General features: G+C 32.9%; 16 protein-coding genes. 4 read left to right on the top strand and 12 right to left on the bottom strand.

Annotated features, from left to right (window positions below; genetic code table 11):
* Positions 1-194: 194 nt before the first annotated feature.
* The 5 genes from K8N75_RS13635 to K8N75_RS13615 form a co-directional block, all read right to left on the bottom strand.
* Positions 195-2,117 carry a lectin like domain-containing protein gene (locus K8N75_RS13635; RefSeq protein ID WP_223792604.1) on the bottom strand — a complete coding sequence of 641 codons (1,923 nt, stop codon included), beginning with the start codon at positions 2,115-2,117 and terminating at the stop codon, positions 195-197.
* Between the two features lie 229 nt (positions 2,118-2,346).
* On the bottom strand, positions 2,347-2,658 hold the full coding sequence (locus tag K8N75_RS13630; RefSeq protein WP_223792603.1) for an Ig-like domain-containing domain: 312 nt from the start codon (positions 2,656-2,658) through the stop codon (positions 2,347-2,349).
* Positions 2,659-3,024: 366 nt separating this feature from the next.
* Positions 3,025-3,243, bottom strand: a complete 219-nt coding sequence (locus K8N75_RS13625) for a hypothetical protein (protein WP_223792602.1) — start codon at positions 3,241-3,243, stop codon at positions 3,025-3,027.
* 27 nt (positions 3,244-3,270) lie between these two features.
* A complete protein-coding gene (locus tag K8N75_RS13620) occupies positions 3,271-3,459 on the bottom strand; it encodes a hypothetical protein (RefSeq protein ID WP_223792601.1) in 189 nt (62 codons plus the stop codon).
* Positions 3,460-3,488: 29 nt separating this feature from the next.
* On the bottom strand, positions 3,489-3,701 hold the full coding sequence (locus tag K8N75_RS13615; RefSeq protein ID WP_223792600.1) for a hypothetical protein: 213 nt from the start codon (positions 3,699-3,701) through the stop codon (positions 3,489-3,491).
* A gap of 237 nt (positions 3,702-3,938) precedes the next feature.
* Here K8N75_RS13615 and rbr point away from each other — a divergent pair, with 237 nt between their 5' ends.
* Positions 3,939-4,520 carry a rubrerythrin gene (gene rbr / locus K8N75_RS13610; RefSeq protein WP_223792599.1) on the top strand — a complete coding sequence of 194 codons (582 nt, stop codon included), beginning with the start codon at positions 3,939-3,941 and terminating at the stop codon, positions 4,518-4,520.
* 4 nt (positions 4,521-4,524) lie between these two features.
* Positions 4,525-4,905, top strand: coding sequence for a desulfoferrodoxin (locus K8N75_RS13605; RefSeq protein ID WP_223792598.1), 381 nt, complete (start codon positions 4,525-4,527; stop codon positions 4,903-4,905).
* A 294-nt stretch (positions 4,906-5,199) separates the two neighbouring features.
* Here K8N75_RS13605 and K8N75_RS13600 read toward each other — a convergent pair whose 3' ends face one another.
* Both K8N75_RS13600 and K8N75_RS13595 read right to left on the bottom strand, forming a co-directional pair.
* Positions 5,200-6,138, bottom strand: a complete 939-nt coding sequence (locus K8N75_RS13600) for a UDP-glucuronic acid decarboxylase family protein (RefSeq protein WP_223792597.1) — start codon at positions 6,136-6,138, stop codon at positions 5,200-5,202.
* The gene (locus K8N75_RS13595; protein ID WP_223792596.1) at positions 6,138-7,466 is read right to left on the bottom strand and encodes a UDP-glucose dehydrogenase family protein; all 1,329 of its coding nucleotides are present in this window, start codon (positions 7,464-7,466) and stop codon (positions 6,138-6,140) included. Before K8N75_RS13595 ends, K8N75_RS13600 begins: the two co-directional genes overlap by 1 nt.
* Positions 7,467-7,811: 345 nt before the next feature.
* On the opposite strand from K8N75_RS13595, the gene K8N75_RS13590 reads away from it, so the two are divergent.
* Both K8N75_RS13590 and K8N75_RS13585 read left to right on the top strand, forming a co-directional pair.
* Positions 7,812-8,303, top strand: coding sequence for a hypothetical protein (locus K8N75_RS13590; protein WP_223792595.1), 492 nt, complete (start codon positions 7,812-7,814; stop codon positions 8,301-8,303).
* Positions 8,304-8,336: 33 nt separating this feature from the next.
* Positions 8,337-10,511, top strand: a complete 2,175-nt coding sequence (locus tag K8N75_RS13585; RefSeq protein WP_223792594.1) for a DHH family phosphoesterase — start codon at positions 8,337-8,339, stop codon at positions 10,509-10,511.
* A 141-nt stretch (positions 10,512-10,652) separates the two neighbouring features.
* Here the strand turns inward: K8N75_RS13585 and K8N75_RS13580 are convergent, their stop codons facing one another.
* The 5 genes from K8N75_RS13580 to K8N75_RS13560 all read right to left on the bottom strand — a co-directional run bounded on the left by K8N75_RS13580 (position 10,653) and on the right by K8N75_RS13560 (position 18,017).
* Entirely contained in the window at positions 10,653-12,866 is a 2,214-nt protein-coding gene (locus tag K8N75_RS13580) for a histidine kinase dimerization/phosphoacceptor domain -containing protein (RefSeq protein WP_223792593.1), read from the bottom strand.
* A 41-nt stretch (positions 12,867-12,907) separates the two neighbouring features.
* Positions 12,908-13,552, bottom strand: coding sequence for an endonuclease III domain-containing protein (locus K8N75_RS13575; protein ID WP_223792592.1), 645 nt, complete (start codon positions 13,550-13,552; stop codon positions 12,908-12,910).
* 63 nt (positions 13,553-13,615) lie between these two features.
* Positions 13,616-14,086: a GTP-binding protein gene (locus tag K8N75_RS13570; protein ID WP_223792591.1), complete on the bottom strand. Its 471-nt coding sequence runs from the start codon at positions 14,084-14,086 to the stop codon at positions 13,616-13,618.
* Positions 14,083-15,354 (bottom strand): 3-phosphoshikimate 1-carboxyvinyltransferase, encoded by a 1,272-nt coding sequence (gene aroA / locus K8N75_RS13565; RefSeq protein WP_223792590.1) that lies wholly within the window; start codon positions 15,352-15,354, stop codon positions 14,083-14,085. The genes K8N75_RS13570 and aroA overlap by 4 nt, the downstream gene beginning before the upstream one ends.
* A complete protein-coding gene (locus tag K8N75_RS13560) occupies positions 15,354-18,017 on the bottom strand; it encodes a valine--tRNA ligase (RefSeq protein WP_223792589.1) in 2,664 nt (887 codons plus the stop codon). The genes aroA and K8N75_RS13560 overlap by 1 nt, the downstream gene beginning before the upstream one ends.
* Positions 18,018-18,179 lie beyond the last annotated feature (162 nt).

The following is an 18,179-nucleotide window of genomic DNA, read 5'->3' as shown; positions in this document are numbered from 1 at the left end:
TTAGATTTATTATTTAAATTAATGTGTTAATATAATTTAAACTAATGCATTTTATTACAAAAACATTGAACATGCTGTATAAAATTAGTTTATGATATATTGGTAATTTTTTATTCATAAAATTAAATTCAATCTTAAATTTTTCATAAAATTAGATTTTAAATTGATAATAAAAAAAGATGGAAACAGAAATTTTATTTTTTTCTAAAAATTGAAGTTCCACCAAAAACCATAATTAATCCCAACACAAATGAGATAATATTAGTGCCAGTTTTTTGCATTGGAATCAGATTCTGACATGTTTTTATTGGAATTATTTTTTGAACAACTTTTTTTACATTCATCTGTTGTACAACCTTTCCATTTATCATTGCAAAGTTGTTGGTTAGGTTTGGGTCATATGTAGATGAAAATAGAATGGCCTCATTTGTAAGATTGCCTGTTCTTTTAACAAAACAATTGATTATAATAGTTGCAACAGAACCATTTGGAAGAGTTCCTATATTCCATACACCAGTTATTGGATTATACTTCCCATACTTTGTAACATATGAAAGGAAAGATAAACCTAAAGGTAACTTATCTGAAATATAGACATTCTCCGCTGTCACAGGGCCATTATTCTTTACAGTTATTGTGTAGAAAATTTTACTATATAGACTTGGATTTTTATTGCTCATTACCTTTGTAACTGAAAGATCGGCACCTATACTTGATGTAAAAGCTTTTAAACATACATTGGCATTTGATATGATACTAGTCATATCCTCCCAAAAAATACCATTCATACTCACATAACTTTCACCAGGGTTGGCAGTTGCTTTGCTGCTATAATATTCCATAGGATATTCAATTGTAATTGGTAGAGTGGAATTAGGGGTTGTCAATTTTACAACAATACTAAATTTATGGCCTTTGAGTAATGAAATATACTTCCCGAAATCAATTGTCTTGTATCCTGCTGTACTGATAATTCCTTCTTTAAAGAATGCTAGTTTGCCACTTATTGGGTTATTGCCCTTTGGATTTAAATAGACATATAAATCGTATAGTGAATTTGGAGTTAAAACATAAAAACTAGAAGCCCTCAATTTTTCGTTACTTCTGGCAGTGAAAACATTTGAGAACCAGCCAACATCACTCTCAAATCCAAAACTTCCCACATAACCAAGAGGATCATACTGATATATATTATTATAATTGGTAATTGGCTCTGCATCCATGAACACCACATTGTCGTTGCTGTTTCCTAGTAACTTATCATAATAGGACACATAAAAATATCCATTATCCCCCCAATCAGCACCCCAACTGTTTCTTATTATAAAAGCACCGTTACCCGGTGCACCATTAACGAAATTGTTTTTACTGTAATTATCATCCCAGCCCACTATATCTATAGCATGATTAACATCATTTGAACCATTATAGTAGTATGCATTAGTCCATGGATTAAAATAAAAATCATCATATCTCATCAAACTGTACACAGCACCATATTTCATTATAGCTATTTTAATCGGATTATTATCCATTTTGCCATTACTGTTTCGAGCATTTATCAGTATTGCATCTTGTACATGCTTTACAGCTGTCAATCCAATTGGTGAATAGCCACTGAAATCATTAAAAGAGTCCTGTGCAGATGTAACAGGACCACTGTATCGTGTTAGGTAAGCTAATGCCTGTTCCCAACATCCTGCATCATTGTATCCTCTGTCAAATCCCCATGCATAGTTATAGCTATTCAGATTTTTCATGTTATTTTCTGAGAAATCCCATTTCTCATTGGGTAGAAGACTGGATTCCAATGAACCTAAAGCAGCAAACGCCCAGCATGTACCTGAAAAACCTTGTTGCTTAACAGGAGTAAGTTTTCCAAGCTTTCTAAGATCATAATAAGAAGGTAAAACAGTTGATTTAGAATAAGTTGTTGTATTAGAATTAGACTTCTTTACAGATGTTAAATTATTATGAACAGTTAATGATTCTTTAACAGTATTTAAATGGGTATTATTATTAACTTCTGATGCTGTAACAGAATCTGGAATTACCAATGATAGAATTAATCCAAAAATCAATGTTAATACAATTAAGTGATATTTATTCATTGGCATTTTATTTATCCATCTTTTTATATCTGTTAATATGTTACTCAAGTTATTTAATTAAGAAGATGTACAACTACCCAAATTTAGAATTAATACTATTTTGTTAATAATTTGTTCATATGATTACTAATAATTAATTGATTTAATTTTAAACTTAAAAATAAATTCAAAAAAAAATAAAATAAGAGGTGTTTTTATTTTTATTTAGTTGTGAATTTTAATGTGTATGGTGCTGCTAGTCCTGATGTTCCTGTTGAGTCTGTAACGGCGTTTGAATGTATAATGACTGTATATTTGGTGGCATTTGTAGTGCTGTAGTAGGTGTTATATTTAGTGTGTTCCCTGTTATTGTTGTTGTAAATGGTTTTGTTGTTCCACTTGCATTTTTAAATTCTATCCATGAATTTGTTGCTAATTTTATTGATTGATTGAAGTTAATTTTGACAATACTGTTTGTAGCTATGTTTACAGTATTATTTGCGGGGCTTGTACTTGTAACTGTTGGTGGTACTACTACATTTAGGTTATTAGTGTTGCTACTTGCCATATATGTACTATCTCCTGCGAATGTAGCTAGGATAGTATAAATACCACTTTTGGGTTATTATATATGGAAGTGTTGCCACTCCAAGTGCATCAGTAAATGCGCTACCTACAATATTATTGTCTACACTGAATGTTATGAGTTCATTAAAAAAATATAATTTTTTTATTTATTTATTTAATTTAATTTATACTTATGCACTTTAAAGCACGCTATTACATACTTTTTCATGTTTAATGTATTATTGATAAAAAAAGGGGAGATAAAAAAAAAATCTAAGGGGCTAAAAAAAATTTACATGATGTTTTCTAGTCAATATTTTTATTAAAAAAAATAAATTACATTTTAATTGGTCTCAACATTAATTTTTTATATTGATTCACCCCTAACAACAGGATATTCATATCCAAGTAAGTTATCTATGAGTATGACCCTAACATAATTTTCTTCCCTTTTAGACATTTGATTAAAGAATATTTTAATTGTGGTAGACCCAATTGATATTCTATCAATAGATTGATCAGATTTTCTATCATACTCTTCTACTTTGCCTAATTCAAATTCAATATTTACCCAATAAACATCCATATATAATCACCAATTAACTTATGTTTTTTAGATCAGATAATTTTTTTTAAATCTGGATTTTTTATTTTTCATTCTTAAAAACCTTGAATTAAAGGCAAATATAATCGTGCTTGCAGACATTAAAATAGGACCTACTGCAGGCGTTAATAGAATTCCATATGCAAATAATATTCCTGCTGCTATGGAAATTACAAAAATATTAAACCTACACCGCAAACTAAATTTTCGACCATTTTATAGGTGGATTATGTAAGTTTAATTATGTAGACAACATCAAGAGGATTGCTTCTTACAAGAACAACATTTCCTTCTTCAATTGCAATATTAATTCCTGCACTAATAGAAATACCCACATCTGACTGTACATGACCAGAAGCATCAGTGATACCATCACCAGTCATCCCAATTACTAAACCTTCATATTGGATTTCAAGGAGGATCCATACGTTCCATTTCATGTTTTGAATCGCTATGATCCATTTTTAATCACAACCTACCTTTAATTTATGAACTTAATTATTTAATAATTTTATTAATCTAATAATTTTAAGATATTTAAAACAGAATTCAAAATAAAATTACCCAAAACTACTGGTAAATATAATATAACTAAATTGTCAATTAAATTATGTTTCGTATTTACCAAACAAAAATTTATAGTAGAGTAACAACAAAGATTAATAAAGGTGTCTATTATGAAAAAAACATTGGAGAATTTAACCAAGGCTTTCATTGGTGAAAGTCAAGCAAGAAATAGATATACATTATATTCTAAGATAGCTAAAAATGAGGGTTACCCTCAAATTTCTGAAATTTTCCTAACAACTGCAGATAATGAAAGGGAACATGCAAAATGGTTATTTAGAATGATTCAGGAACTCAGAAAAGAGACAGGTGATGTTGAGTCCATAACTGTTGAGGCTGAAGCTCCATTAATTATGCAAAGCACGCCTGAGAATATTATTGCGGCCATAGCAGGTGAACACTACGAAAACAGTGAAATGTACCCTGAATTTGCGGATGTTGCAGACGATGAGGGGCTAGATGATATGGCTGTAAGACTTCGTGCAATAGGAAGGGCAGAGGAACACCATGAAGAAAGATACAAACGACTTCTAAATACTGTTGAAAGTGGTACAGTTTTCAAAAAAGACCATGAAGTTAAATGGTTATGTTCAAAATGTGGTTATGTGCACACTGGACTTACACCCCCTGATAAGTGTCCTGCATGCGACCACCCAACTAAATATTATGAAATATTAAGCGAGGAGTACTGATAGAATGGTAGAAAGAGGAGATATATACCGATGCAATACTTGTGGGAACATATTTGAACTGATTTATGTCGGCGGTGGAACACCAGCCTGTTGTGGTACCGAGCTTGAGATTTTAAGCGACAAACCAAAGAGTGTTGGGGCAGAAAAACACATACCCATCATTGAAAAAACAGATACCGGTGTTAAAGTTAAAGTTGGAGAAATACCACACCCTATGGAAGAAAAACATTACATTGCATGGATAGAGATCATAACCGACAATGGAACACAAAGGGTTTTTCTAAAACCAGGGGATGCTCCTGAAGCAAATTTCAATGTTGATAATACAAACAATCTATATGCTAAAGAATACTGTATAATCCATGGACTATGGAGATCTGAATAAAAGATTTAATAAAACTAGATAAAATAAAATTTAGCATATTTATTTAACCTTTTTTTTTATTTAGAGAATAAAAAATATTTCTAATTATTGATGAATATATAACTGCACAATAGCACTTTAACTAAATTTCTCAAAATTTCTTTTTTTAAACAAATAGTTGTTTAAATTAATTTAATGTTGAAAAAAAAGATAATCTTCATTGAACACGATTTTACATTAAAAAATTGCAAAAAATTATTCAAAATTAGTTTTAAAAATAAAAAATTTAATAATATTTTTAAACTTACTAATTTTTTAATTTATATTTTTGAAATAGTCTATTGTATTTTTTAAACCTTCATCTAACGATGTTTTTGTTGTCCAGCCTATTAAACGCTGAGCTTTGTTGATATCAGGACATCTTTGTTTAGGATCATCTTCAGGTAGAGGTAAAAACTTTTTTTTGGATTTTGAATCCAATTTTTCAATAATTACATCAGCAAAATCTAAAATTCTATACTCCTCTTGACTACCTAGATTCATTACCACACCATTAAGTCCATTTATAATTGATAAGTTGAAAATACCTTCTATTAAATCGTCTATATAACAGAAGCTGCGGGTTTGACTACCTTCACCATATATAGTTATATCTTCATTTGCAAGTGCTTGTGATATGAAGTTGGGAACAACTCTCCCATCATCCAGCTGCATTCGTGGCCCATAAGTATTGAATATTCGAGGTATGCGTACATCAAGCTCGTATTCACGGTAAAAAGCCATAGTACAAGCTTCTGAAAAACGTTTAGCTTCATCATATACTGAACGTATTCCTACAGAGTTCACATTACCCCAATATTCCTCTTTTTGGGGGTGAACAATTGGATCTCCATAAATTTCCGAAGTTGATGCCAGAATGAATCTTGAATTAGATTCTTTAGCAATCTCCAAAAGATGGAATGTACCCAAAGAATCAACTTTGAGTGTTTCAATAGGATGTTTAAGGTAATCAACTGGACTAGCTGGGCATGCAAAGTGAAGTACCAGATCAAATTTTCCAGATAATTCAAAGGATTCAGTTACATCCTTTTCAATAAATTGAAAATTCTTGTTTTCCTCAAGATGCGAAATGTTATTCCAATCTCCAGTTATGAAGTTATCAATACCAACAACTTTAGAATTGTTATCTAAAAATTTATCACATAAATGACTTCCAATAAAACCTGCTGCACCGGTAATAAGTACTTTTCTCATTAAGAAATCTCCAATCTATCAAATCTATTCCTTCCAACACCATAGTATTCAAAATCTTTAATATCTTCTTTATTGTAAATATTTCTGCCATCAATTATTATAGGAATCCGCATTAAGTCTTTTACTAATTTAAGATCTGCTTCTTTGAATTCTTCCCAATCTGTGAGAATAATTAGGGCATCAGCTTGTTTTACTGCTTCGTATTTATCATTGAAGTAAGTAATAGATTCAGCTTCAGGGAAATATTTTTGGAAGTTCTTTGAAGCTTGTGGATCATATAATTTAAGATTTGCTCCTTTATTGGAAAGTCTCTTAATTATATCCATTGATGGTGCTTCTCGGATGTCATCTGTATTGGCTTTAAAAGCTAAACCCCATATAACGATATTTTTATTCTTGTTAATCCATAATATATTTTCGATTTTCTCTAGAAAATTTTCTCTACATTTAAAATTAATATCTTCAGTGGCCTTCAGAAGTTTGAAATCTAGACCATGATTTTCTCCAATTTTAATGAATGCTTTAACATCTTTAGGAAAACAAGACCCACCATATCCTATACCTGCATCAAAAAATTGGTTTCCTATCCTCATATCGCTTCCAATACCTTCAGCAACAGATTTGATGTCAACACCCACCTTTTCACATAGATCACCAATCATATTAATATAGGATATTTTCATTGCCAAAAATGAGTTTGAAGCATGTTTGATAAGTTCCGCAGATGCAGGGCTTACAAAGATTATTTGAATACCTTGTTCAGTCAGGGGTTTATATAATTCCTCAAATATTGATCTTGCTTTTTCACTCTTTACACCAACAACAATACGATCTGGATTCATAAAATCCATAACTGCAGAACCTTCTCTTAAAAATTCAGGATTAGATGCAACATCAAAATCAACTGCATCACTTCGATATCTCATTATAGTTTTTTCAATCCAATTATGGGTATTAACAGGCACAGTAGACTTCTCAATAATTAATTTATATCCATCCATATTTTGAGCTACTTCCCTTGACACTTCTTCTACTTGAGATAAATCTGCTTCTCCTGTTTCACTTTGAGGAGTACCTACACAGACAAATATCACATCAGAGAAATTAAACGCATCTTTGATGTTTGTTGTGAAATGCAAACGATTTTCATCTATATTTCTTTGTAAAATTTCTTCTAATCCCGGTTCAAATATAGGTGAAATTCCTTTTTTAAGGTTTTCTAAATTTTTTTCTGTTTTTTTAGCGCATAAAACATGGTTACCTAATTCAGCAAAACACGCTGCTGTAACTAGCCCCACATATCCTGCCCCTATAACTGTAATCTTCATTTTACTCCCCAAATAAATTTTTTTATCTTAATAATCATTAGTACATTAATACAATATAAATAGTTTAAGAAAACGCTTTAAATTTCAAATTCAGATTAATAACAGTTATTTAAACAAAATTAATTATCATAAAATTTTTCTCTAAATTATAAAATAAGTATTAATTTTTTAGTTTATTGATTAAAAACATATTATTTTTCTTTAATACTGAAAATAATTCTTTAAATTTAATATTTTAAATATTTTATTCATAATTAGGTATACAAAACTTTAAATTAAAACAAACATTAATAACTTAAAGAAGGATATAAAAAAAATTTATTGAATTGATTAAAAGAGGATAGTATGGATAATAAGATTATAATTGTAGGGTTGATTACATTAATCATTTTTTTAAGCGGATGTATACAGTCAGATGCTTCTAAGATTGATGGACTATCAACTTCTATAAACCTTCATCTAAAAAATGGTGATGGATATTTTAATAATGCAAGTTACAACACAAACAAGTTCCTTTATGATGAGGCATTATCAAACTGTGATAATGCAACTTCTGAATTTAACCAGGCAAGAACATTTGCTTCTCAGGGATTTACATATGCTACAAATTCTAATGACACAGTATACATAAACTACATGCAGTATGTTTTAGATGAGATAGATGCCAAACTCAATGCAACAAGCGAACTTAAAACCGCAATTCCATACTTAATAAATAATGATACTATAAACGCTAATAACCATCTGGGTAATGCTAATGGGTTTATGAATAAAGCAACAGATTTTAACAGCCAAAGAGAGGCAATTGTTAAGCAAAACCCGGGTAAATTTAAATAATTTAATATAAATACTAATTTTTAGAGGTAAAGAATGATAAAGAAATGTTTAGAATGTAAAGGTATAGGTCACAATGTCACAAGTTACAAGGTATGTGAAAAATGTCATGGAACCGGTGTAAAAAGTGAAGTGGATCTCAAAAATCACATAAAAGGAGTATCAGCTAACGCTGTCAAGAGATTTGAATTAGATGAGGAACAGGAAGTTCCATGTGGAACATGTAATGGTAAGGGCGAAATAGAAGTAACAGAAAAATGCCCTGCATGTGACGGAAAAGGAGAATTAAATGTCTGCAGAAAATGTGGAAAACCCCTAGAAAATGGAGATTACTGCAATGACTGTAAACCTAAGGACATTGTCTACATACTCCACCCAGCCTGCGATATGGACGACCTGGAAATAGGAAGCGAATACAAGGGTAAAATAACAAGAGTAGAAAACTATGGAGTATTTGTAAGTCTTTCAAAAAAGGTATTTGGACTTCTAAGATTAAGATCACCCAATTATTCTGTTGGAGACGAACTCTTTGTAAAAGTAATGGAAATTAAAAGAGCCAGAGGAGAGGTGGATCTTTCACCATCCACAATAAAAGGTTCCTATGAAATTATTAAACTCAGAAAGAATATTTCACGTACTAAAATAGGTGATATCAACAACAAATTCATGGGTAAAACTGTCAGGATTGTTGGTGAAGTTGTACAAGTCCAGCAGACATCAGGGCCAACTATATTCACAATTGCAGATGAAACCGGCACAACTTGGGCTGCTGCATTTGATGAACCAGGTGTCAGGGTTTATCCCGGTGTTAACACTGGAAACATAGCCGAAGTACTGGGTGAAGTCAACCTCCATGGAGGTAAAATACAGATAGAATCAGAATCAATTGACAGGCTCACAGGAAAAGATTCACTTGAAATAAGGAAACTTATTGATGAGGCAATAGATAAAAGAGCAGAGCCCGAAGAAACAGAATTCTTAATAGAAAGTGAAACCCTTAACAAACTACGACCAATGATGCACAACGCTGCCAAAGCAATAAGAAGGGCAATACTAGATGGAAGATCCATCCTTGTAAGGCACCATGCAGATGCAGACGGAATATGTGCAGGAGTAGCAATAGAAAAGGCTGTTGTTCCACTTTTAAAAGAGGCAAATAATAATAGTGATGCTGAATGGCATTACTTTAAAAGAGCACCAAGTAAAGCTCCATTTTATGAAATTGAAGATGTAGTGAAAGATCTTTCATTTGCTCTTGAAGATGTTGAAAGACACGGCCAGAAACTCCCATTAATAGTGTTACTGGATAATGGATCAACCGAAGAGGATATGCTCGCTTTAATGAAGGTTAAAATATATGATATCGAAGTAGTTGTTATAGACCATCATTTCCCTGGTGAAGTAGTTGATGGTACAGTTGCAGTGGATGAATACGTTGATGTGCATGTAAATCCCTACCTTGTTGGTGGAGATTCACAGATCACAGCAGGAGCACTAGCAGTTGAGGTTGCAAACATGATAAATCCTGAGGTAACTGAAAGGCTCATGCATTTGCCAGGAATTGCTGCTGTTGGAGACCATGCAGCTTCTGATGAAGCTAATAAATACATTGAAATTGCAGCTGAAAGGGGTTATACAAGGGATGAATTAGATAAAGTTGCATCATGCGTTGATTTCGAAGCATTCTATCTCAGATTTATGAATGGAAGGGGTATAATTGACACCATATTAGGACTTGGAAACAAGGAAAAGCATGGAAAACTAATTACAGCCCTTTATAATGAATCTATGAAACGTGTACAAACACAGCTCAGGGCAGCACTTCCAAATTTAAAAACACAAAAACTTCCTAATGGAGTTATTTTCAATGTATTGGATGTTGAGAAGTATGCACATAAATTTACGTTCCCTGCACCTGGAAAAACCTGTGGATTTGTACATGATAATATTGTTCAAAAATATGGTGAGGAAACACCAATAATTACACTTGCATATGGGCCAGACTTCAGTGTTATAAGGGCAACAGATGCAGTTAATGAAATGTTTGGATTTAATCTGAATGAAATAGTATGGAAACTCGCTAATGAAATACCTGAAGCTGGAATTGATGGTGGAGGCCATGAATGTGCAGGGTCACTGAAATTTGTTGAGGGGCTCTCCAAGAAAGTTTTAGAATCATTTGCAAGGGAAGTAGCAAGCTTGGGAGAATAGAATTTCTATTTCTCTAAAACCTTTATTTTAAAGAAAATGCACATTATTTTTTTATTTTTAAAGCCAATAATTAATTATTTTTTTAAATGGGAGTATTATTCAAAAAAAAAGAATTTTTCTATTAATATGATATTTTAAATATTATTCACGTTTCATATAAGTGATTTCTTTAAATGTAATTGTAAATGATGTTCCATTTTCTTTATTTACAATCATCTCACCATCAAGCTGTTTAACTAGAGTTGTTACAAGTTTCAAACCTAGAGTTGAAGTATTTTCTATCTGAAAATTATTTGGAATTCCAATTCCATTATCTGCCACTATTAGTGTGATTAAATTATTGTAACTGTCCATTTTAACAGTTATTTTTCCACTATCACGTTCTTTGAATGCATGTTTTAAGGAGTTGCTTATAAGTTCATTAATTATTAATCCGCATGGTATTGATGTTTCAAGGTTTAGTTTTACATCCTTAACATCCACATTCCATTTAATTTGCTTCAAACTTGAAGAATATATCTGGAATAGGCTTTTTATCAATCCGTTTATATAGATTTTAAAATCAATTTTTGAAAGGTTATCTGTCTGATACAGTTGTTCATGTATCATTGACATTGATTTTACCCTATTTTGACTTTCATGGAAAACTTCTCTCATTTCGGGATTTTCTATTGTGCTTGACTGCAGGCTTAGAAGGCTTGAAATAATCTGCATATTATTTTTCACACGGTGATGTATCTCTCTGAGCAGTACATTTTTCTCCTCAAGAGAATCGATAATCTGTTTTTGGGCTTTATCCCTCTCTGAAGCTTCTAATGAAAGGGATATTATATATGAAATTGAAGCTGCGAAGTCTTGTTCTTCAAAGGTATATTTTCGCATATTTTTGGTTTGTTCATGGCAAAGAACACCAACCATTTCCCCTTGAAGCCATATTGGAACATCCATCATAGAAATAATTCCATTAGGTTTTAAATAGCTGTCCTTAAATTCAGCTGTGTCAGGGTGTGTAAGCGCATTTTCGGCTGTGAGATTGTGTGAATTTTTAAGTGCATTAATATATTTTGGATAATCCTGTGCTATGAGCTTAAGTCCATTTTCATGAACATCTGTATCTAGAATATAGATATCGGTACATGTTAATACAGTTTTTTCTTTATTAAAGAACCATACACTTACACGGTCAACATTTAATGTTTTGGACACTGTTTCAGTTAGATGTTTTAAGGTTTTTTCAAGTTCAGATATATCTTCCTTGTAAAGTTCAAGTAGTACACTCTGACGTGCTATTGTTTGTTTGGCAATTGATCTTTTTTGCTGTTCAATAGCCTTTCTCTTCCGTATGTCTGTACCCATATATAAAATTCCAATTGGAGAGGTTTTTTTAGAAATTGAAGATGCAGATAATAGGATGGGAATAGAATCATTATTTTTTAGATTTAATGTTGTTTCAAAATGTTTTGTGTAACCATTATGTTGCAAATCCTTTGAACGAATTTTATTGTGTTCTGGGAAGATCAAGTCAACTGATTTCCCATATATTTCGCTTTTAATATATCCCAATAATTTCAAACCCACAGGATTTACATAGTTTATCTTTTTATTGCAATCTGTAATAACCAGAAAATTAGTAATATTTCTTACAATTTCATTTGCAGCTATTTCTGGTGTAAGAGATGGTAACCTGTAATTGGCTACACCATAAGATATGAATAATAACCCAAAAGCTGATGAGAAGTAGGTTAATTCAGGGAATTCTATTGAGTTGAGTGGAAGAATTAATTCTGTTATTAAACTCACAATCAAGACCACAGTTAAGCCAATTAAAATATAGGTTATCTGAATTTTTTCAGAACCACTACTTTTTCTATAGTACATATAACTCAGAATAATTGATGTAAGTCCGAGTATAATTATCCATAGAACTGTTAATAATAAAATAGGGGAATTTAAGTTGAGTATTGTTGTCCAACCCCAGTATGCATTTGTTAATCCATTATTTAACTGATTTGTAAGTAACCCTGTTAATGATATTACTGTTGATGGAAGAAAGAGTAAAATAATGATTAATTTATTTTTAAGAATTTTATTTCTCTTGGTAACAATTAGAACTATTGTCAAGAGTAACGGTGTCAACATTGGCCAGATGAAGGTTGTTTTTGACCAGAAGATGGCATTTGTGATGTTATCTGCATTTCGTAAACCATACTCCGCAAATGAAAGATAAGCAACTAAAAAACATAGAATAGCTATCAATTGGTTTAATCTATTGTCAGGATTTTTGTAGTAAATGTAATTACCCAAAAAGAAGACTACTATGGAAGAAAAAAGGGATATAAATGCATATATATTCATAATTGTTCTCCAAGAGTAATCTTACTCTTTTTCTAATTTTTTTAAGGATTTTCCATTTTATTGTAGTGATCACAAAGCTCGGTTATTGGACAAATTTCATGTTTTGGTCCTATTGGCCTGCAGATGCTCTGTCCAAACTGAACAAAAAGATCATTTAATGGTAGCCAGTACTTCTTTGGAATAACTTTCCTTAATTCTGCTTCTGTTTCATCGGGTGTTTTAGTGTTAACAAGCCCAATACGGTTGGATATTCTGTGAACATGGACATCTACAGGAATTGCATCTTCATGAAATCCGTAGACAAGAACACAGTTTGCTGTTTTCCTACCAACACCTGGAAGACTTAAAAGTTCTTTAAGATCATCTGGCACTACATTGTCATATTCTTCGTGTATTATGCGTGAAACTTCCTTAATTCGCCGGGCTTTAACACGATAAAATCCAGATTTTTTTATTAAAATTTCTAATTCATCAACAGGAGCATATGCAATGGCTTCAGGAGTTGAAAATTTCTTAAATAATAGAGCAGATGCTGCATCTGTATTTTCATCCCTTGTACGCTGTGATAATATGGTTCTTATAAGCACACGGAAGGGGTCACTGTCTTCAAATATTCTGAGAGTGTATAATTCCTCTAATCTTTCAATTATAATCTGGATCCTACTAGGTATACTAAACAACTCCATTTATAACATGAATTTGGAAATAATATAATTTTAGTATATTTATTAATAATTAAAATTATCAAATTAAGTTTTAATCATTTTTATAAGAGTTAAAAGCCCTTCACTAACCCCATGTCCACTTGTAGCAACTGTTGGGATTATTGGTGTGTCTGGTTTGATTGTATGATGTTCTATAATATTCTTACTGATATCCTGTTTATTTGCAAATAAAACATATGGGACATCCTGTAGGTTGAGTTTGTTGATTATTGCCTCATCAACATTTGTTAGGCCCTTTGAACTATCTATTACCACAATTGCACCGTCAAGACCCTGTGATAATATTTCCCTCATAAATTCAAACCTTTCCTGTCCTGGAGATCCGAATATATGTACTTTTTCACCGTCTATTATGGTATTTCCATAATCAAGGGCAATGGTTGTTCCTTTATATTCTATTTTTGCCTTTTTTTCACATATGGTTTCAAGGGTGGTTGTTTTACCAGAATTGTATGATCCAAGTACAACAATTTTAAGCTCTTTTTTTCTCTTCATTTTCCAGTTCCTGCAATTAATTTTTCAATGATCTCAGGGAAATCTGGGAAGGAAACATTGTAAACAGATGCATCTTCTATAACGACGTTGCCCACCTTCAACCCAATAATATAAAATGCCATGGCAAGTCGATGATCCATATGGGATTTAACAACTCCCCCATGAACTCCTCCCCTTATTATGAGTCCATCATCTTTTTCTGTGACTGATACTCCCAGTTTTGCAAGTTCAATTGCACAGGTATGTATTCTGTCTGTTTCCTTGAAACGTGCATGTTCCACTCCTGTTATATATGTAGTTCCTTTGGCCATTGCACCAAGAGCTGCAACTGTTGGTAAGAGGTCAGGTGCATTTTTAAGATTTACTTCAACTCCGTTGAGTCTTCCCTGTCCATATATTTTAACTTCATTATTTTTAACATTAACCTCAGAACCCATATCCTCCACAATGTCCAGTATGAGTTTATCTCCCTGTTTACTATTTTTCATTAAATTTTTGATGGTGACTTCTGAATTAAGACTTGCAGCAGCAGCAATAAGGTAAGATGCTGATGAATAATCACCCTCTACAGTGTAGTCAGTTGATCTGTATATTTGAGGGTCTATATGGAATGATTTTTTTTCCCTTTCATATTCAACTTTTACATTGAATTTTTCCATTAATTCAACTGTCATTTCAACGTAGGGTCTTGATATGAACTTATCTTTAACATTGAGATGAACTGGTGTTTCTGCATAAGGGGAGGCCATGAGAATTGAAGATATAAACTGTGAACTTACATTTCCATTTATTGTAGTTTCACCGCCTTTAAATCCGCCTTTTATTATTATGGGTGGTTTGCCATTGTTTTTGGTTGAAAAGGCTGTAACACCCAGGGGTTTAAGTGCACTGAGTATGTCCTGCATTGGGCGGGTTCTAAGTGATTTATCACCTGTTAAAACAGTGTAACCATCTGTCAATGTTGCAATACTTGTTAAAATACGTAGAGTTGTGCCTGAATTTTTAAGGTCAAGTACATTATCGGGTGTAGAAGGTTTTCCATTAATGCCTGTGATTTCACAGTATGAGCTATGTTTTTCAACCTTGGATCCAAGAGCTTTGCAGGAATTTAAAGAGGCCATTGTATCGTCAGAGTACAGTGGATCATTTATTTTTGATGTGCCCTCTGCAAGGAACGCCATTATAAATGCTCTATGCGTGTAACTCTTTGATGGTGGGGCCTTAACAATACCGTCCATTCTGCTGGCTGCTTGAACCTTAAGTTCCATTAGATCACTATCTCCAATACAACATCCAACTCTTCAGAGTGTAATATTTCAACCTTCTCCCCTGAACTTCCAACAATTTCCTTACGACTTGTAACATATTCTTTGGTTAGTGTGAGACCGTTGATTACTATTTTTCCATCCCTTTCAATGGTTTCAGCTATTTCATGGGGATCATTAGCTTCAAGGTACTTCACAATTAAAGGTGCATCCTTTTTAAATTCAGGACCAACCTTTGACATTACAGGTGTTAGTTCAACAACCCTCTCTCGAATATCTGGTTTTCCCATTTCAATTTTAAGTTCTTTGATCCTCATTGTACCAATTATATCGGATTCAAGGTCTTTCAAATCGTTGTACAATTCTGATTCGGTGGTGTAGATTGTTGCAGATTTTATGGGAGTGTTTAATGGTCTTTTAGTTGCTGATTTAAATCTTCTAATATCTCCAATTATATTAACACCAGTTTCACCCAGTTTTTCGGCTTTACTGTCCATAAGACTTTTATCAGCTAATGGCCATTTTTCCTGGTGTATGCTTTCATTACCTTCATCAAGGTACTGGTTTACTTCGTCTGTGAAATGGGGAGTTATTGGTGATAAGAGTTTAAGGGAGGTTAATAGGACTGTTTTTAGTGTGTATTTGGCTGCCTCTTTAGAAGCTTGAAGATCCTCTGAATCTGCATAAAGCCGGTATTTAACAGCTTCAATATATTCATCGCAGAAATCATGCCATACAAATGCCTGTATTTTATTCCTTGCATCTGCAAAGTTGTAGGTTTCAAGGGTTTCTGTTACATCCGCCACAAGTTGGTTGAGTTTGGATAAAATCCATCTATCCATAGGGTTTAAATAATCCCTGTTTGATTCTACCATTTTATAATCTGCAATATGCATGTTTATGAATCTGAAGGCGTTCCAGAATTTCCTAAGGAATTTATATCCATTTTTAACATCTTTCCAGTCGAATGGAACATCTGAGCCTGGAACGCTGTTTGCTGACCATAACCGCATTGCATCGGCACCATATTCATTAACAACTGCTTCGGGTGCAATGACATTACCCCTAGATTTACTCATTTTATGTCCGTCTTCTCCAAAGACCATTCCATTAACAACGATCCTTTCGAATGGTTTTTCATCTGTAAGTGCTTTGCATCTTAATATGGTGTAAAATGCCCAGGTTCTTATTATATCATGCCCCTGTGGCCTTAGATCTGCAGGGTAGTATTTTTTAAAGTCGGGTGACGGCCATCCAGCAATTACCATAGGTGTGATTGAACTATCCATCCATGTATCTAATACATCGAATTCTCCTGTAAAATTATTGCACCCGCATTCGCATTTGTTAGGGGGACTTTCAACCGAAGGATCAACTGGAAGTTCTTCAGGTTTTGGTAGGTAGACCTTTCCACATTCATTACAGTACCATACCGGTATGGGTGTAGCAAACAATCTCTGTCTCGATATACACCAGTCCCAGTCCATCGAACCTGTCCAGTTTAGAAGTCTGATCTTCATATGTTCCGGAATCCAGTCTATTTCTTCTGCGGTTTCAAGTATCTGGTTTTCAAGTTCTTTTACAGCCACAAACCACTGTTTTTTTACCAGTATCTCTATTGGTGTTTTACATCTCCAGCAAAGACCAACGTTTTGGTATGTTGGTTCCTGTTTAATGAGACATCCTTCATCCTTAAGATCTTCAATAATTGCTGATTTACATTCGGGTATTGTGAGTCCTACATATTTACCTGAAACATCTTTCATCAAACCTGTTTCATCTATAGATTCTATTATATCCAATCCGTATCTGTTTACCCATGAAACATCGGTTTTATCACCAAAGGTACATATCATAACAGCACCGGTACCAAATTCAGGGTCAACATCGGTGTCTGTAATTATTTTAACGGGTCTGTTGTAGAGTGGTACAACAACATTTTTACCTTCAAGATGTTTATAACGCTCATCTTCAGGATGTACAACTACAGCTACACATGCAGATAATAATTCGGGTCTTGTTGTTGCAATTGTTACTTTACCCTCACCATCTGTCTCTGGAAATTCCAGGTAGTTCAGAAATGTTGTGTTTTCATTATAGTCCACTTCAGCAAATGCAATTGCTGTTTCACAACGAGGACACCAGTTAACTGGATGCACTGCCCTATATATTAAGTTCTGATTGTATAGTTTAAGGAATGATAACTGGGTTTTTGCACGATATTCGGGAGTCATGGTTACAAATTCCCTTGACCAGTCCTGTGAAAAACCTAATGATTGCATCTGGCTTTTCATCTGCTTAATGTTGTCATGGGTAAGGTCTATACACATGTTTCTGAATTCATCCCTAGGAACATCATTTTTTCGGATATTATTTATTTCTTCGACTTTAACTTCTGTTGGTAATCCATGACAGTCCCATCCCTGTGGAAACATAACATCATAACCTTTCATACGCATAAAACGTGCAATAATGTCAATAAATGTCCAGTTTAAAACATGTCCTATGTGTATAGAGCCTGTTGGATATGGTGGCGGCGTATCTATTATGTACCTTGGACGTGTACCATCACCAATGAATCTATGCACATGGTTTTCTTCCCATCGGGTTTGCCATTCTGCTTCTTTCAAGTGATCATAGTCTGCTGGTATGTTATCTTTGCTCATCTAATTCTCCTCTTAAAATATAAGTCTAAAATAGTGTAAAATTCCTTTACTTTGTATATATATTACTTATTAATAATTTTAATAGTTTATTATGTAATTATAGATTTTATTTAATCATAATATACTTCATAAAATATTATAGACCTTGTTGTATTATACTCA

This window comes from Methanobacterium spitsbergense, from assembly GCF_019931065.1.
GTDB classification, from domain to species: Archaea; Methanobacteriota; Methanobacteria; order Methanobacteriales; family Methanobacteriaceae; genus Methanobacterium_B; species Methanobacterium_B spitsbergense.
Note: the sequence above shows the minus strand (reverse complement) of the source record. Positions and strands in the feature narration are given on the sequence as shown.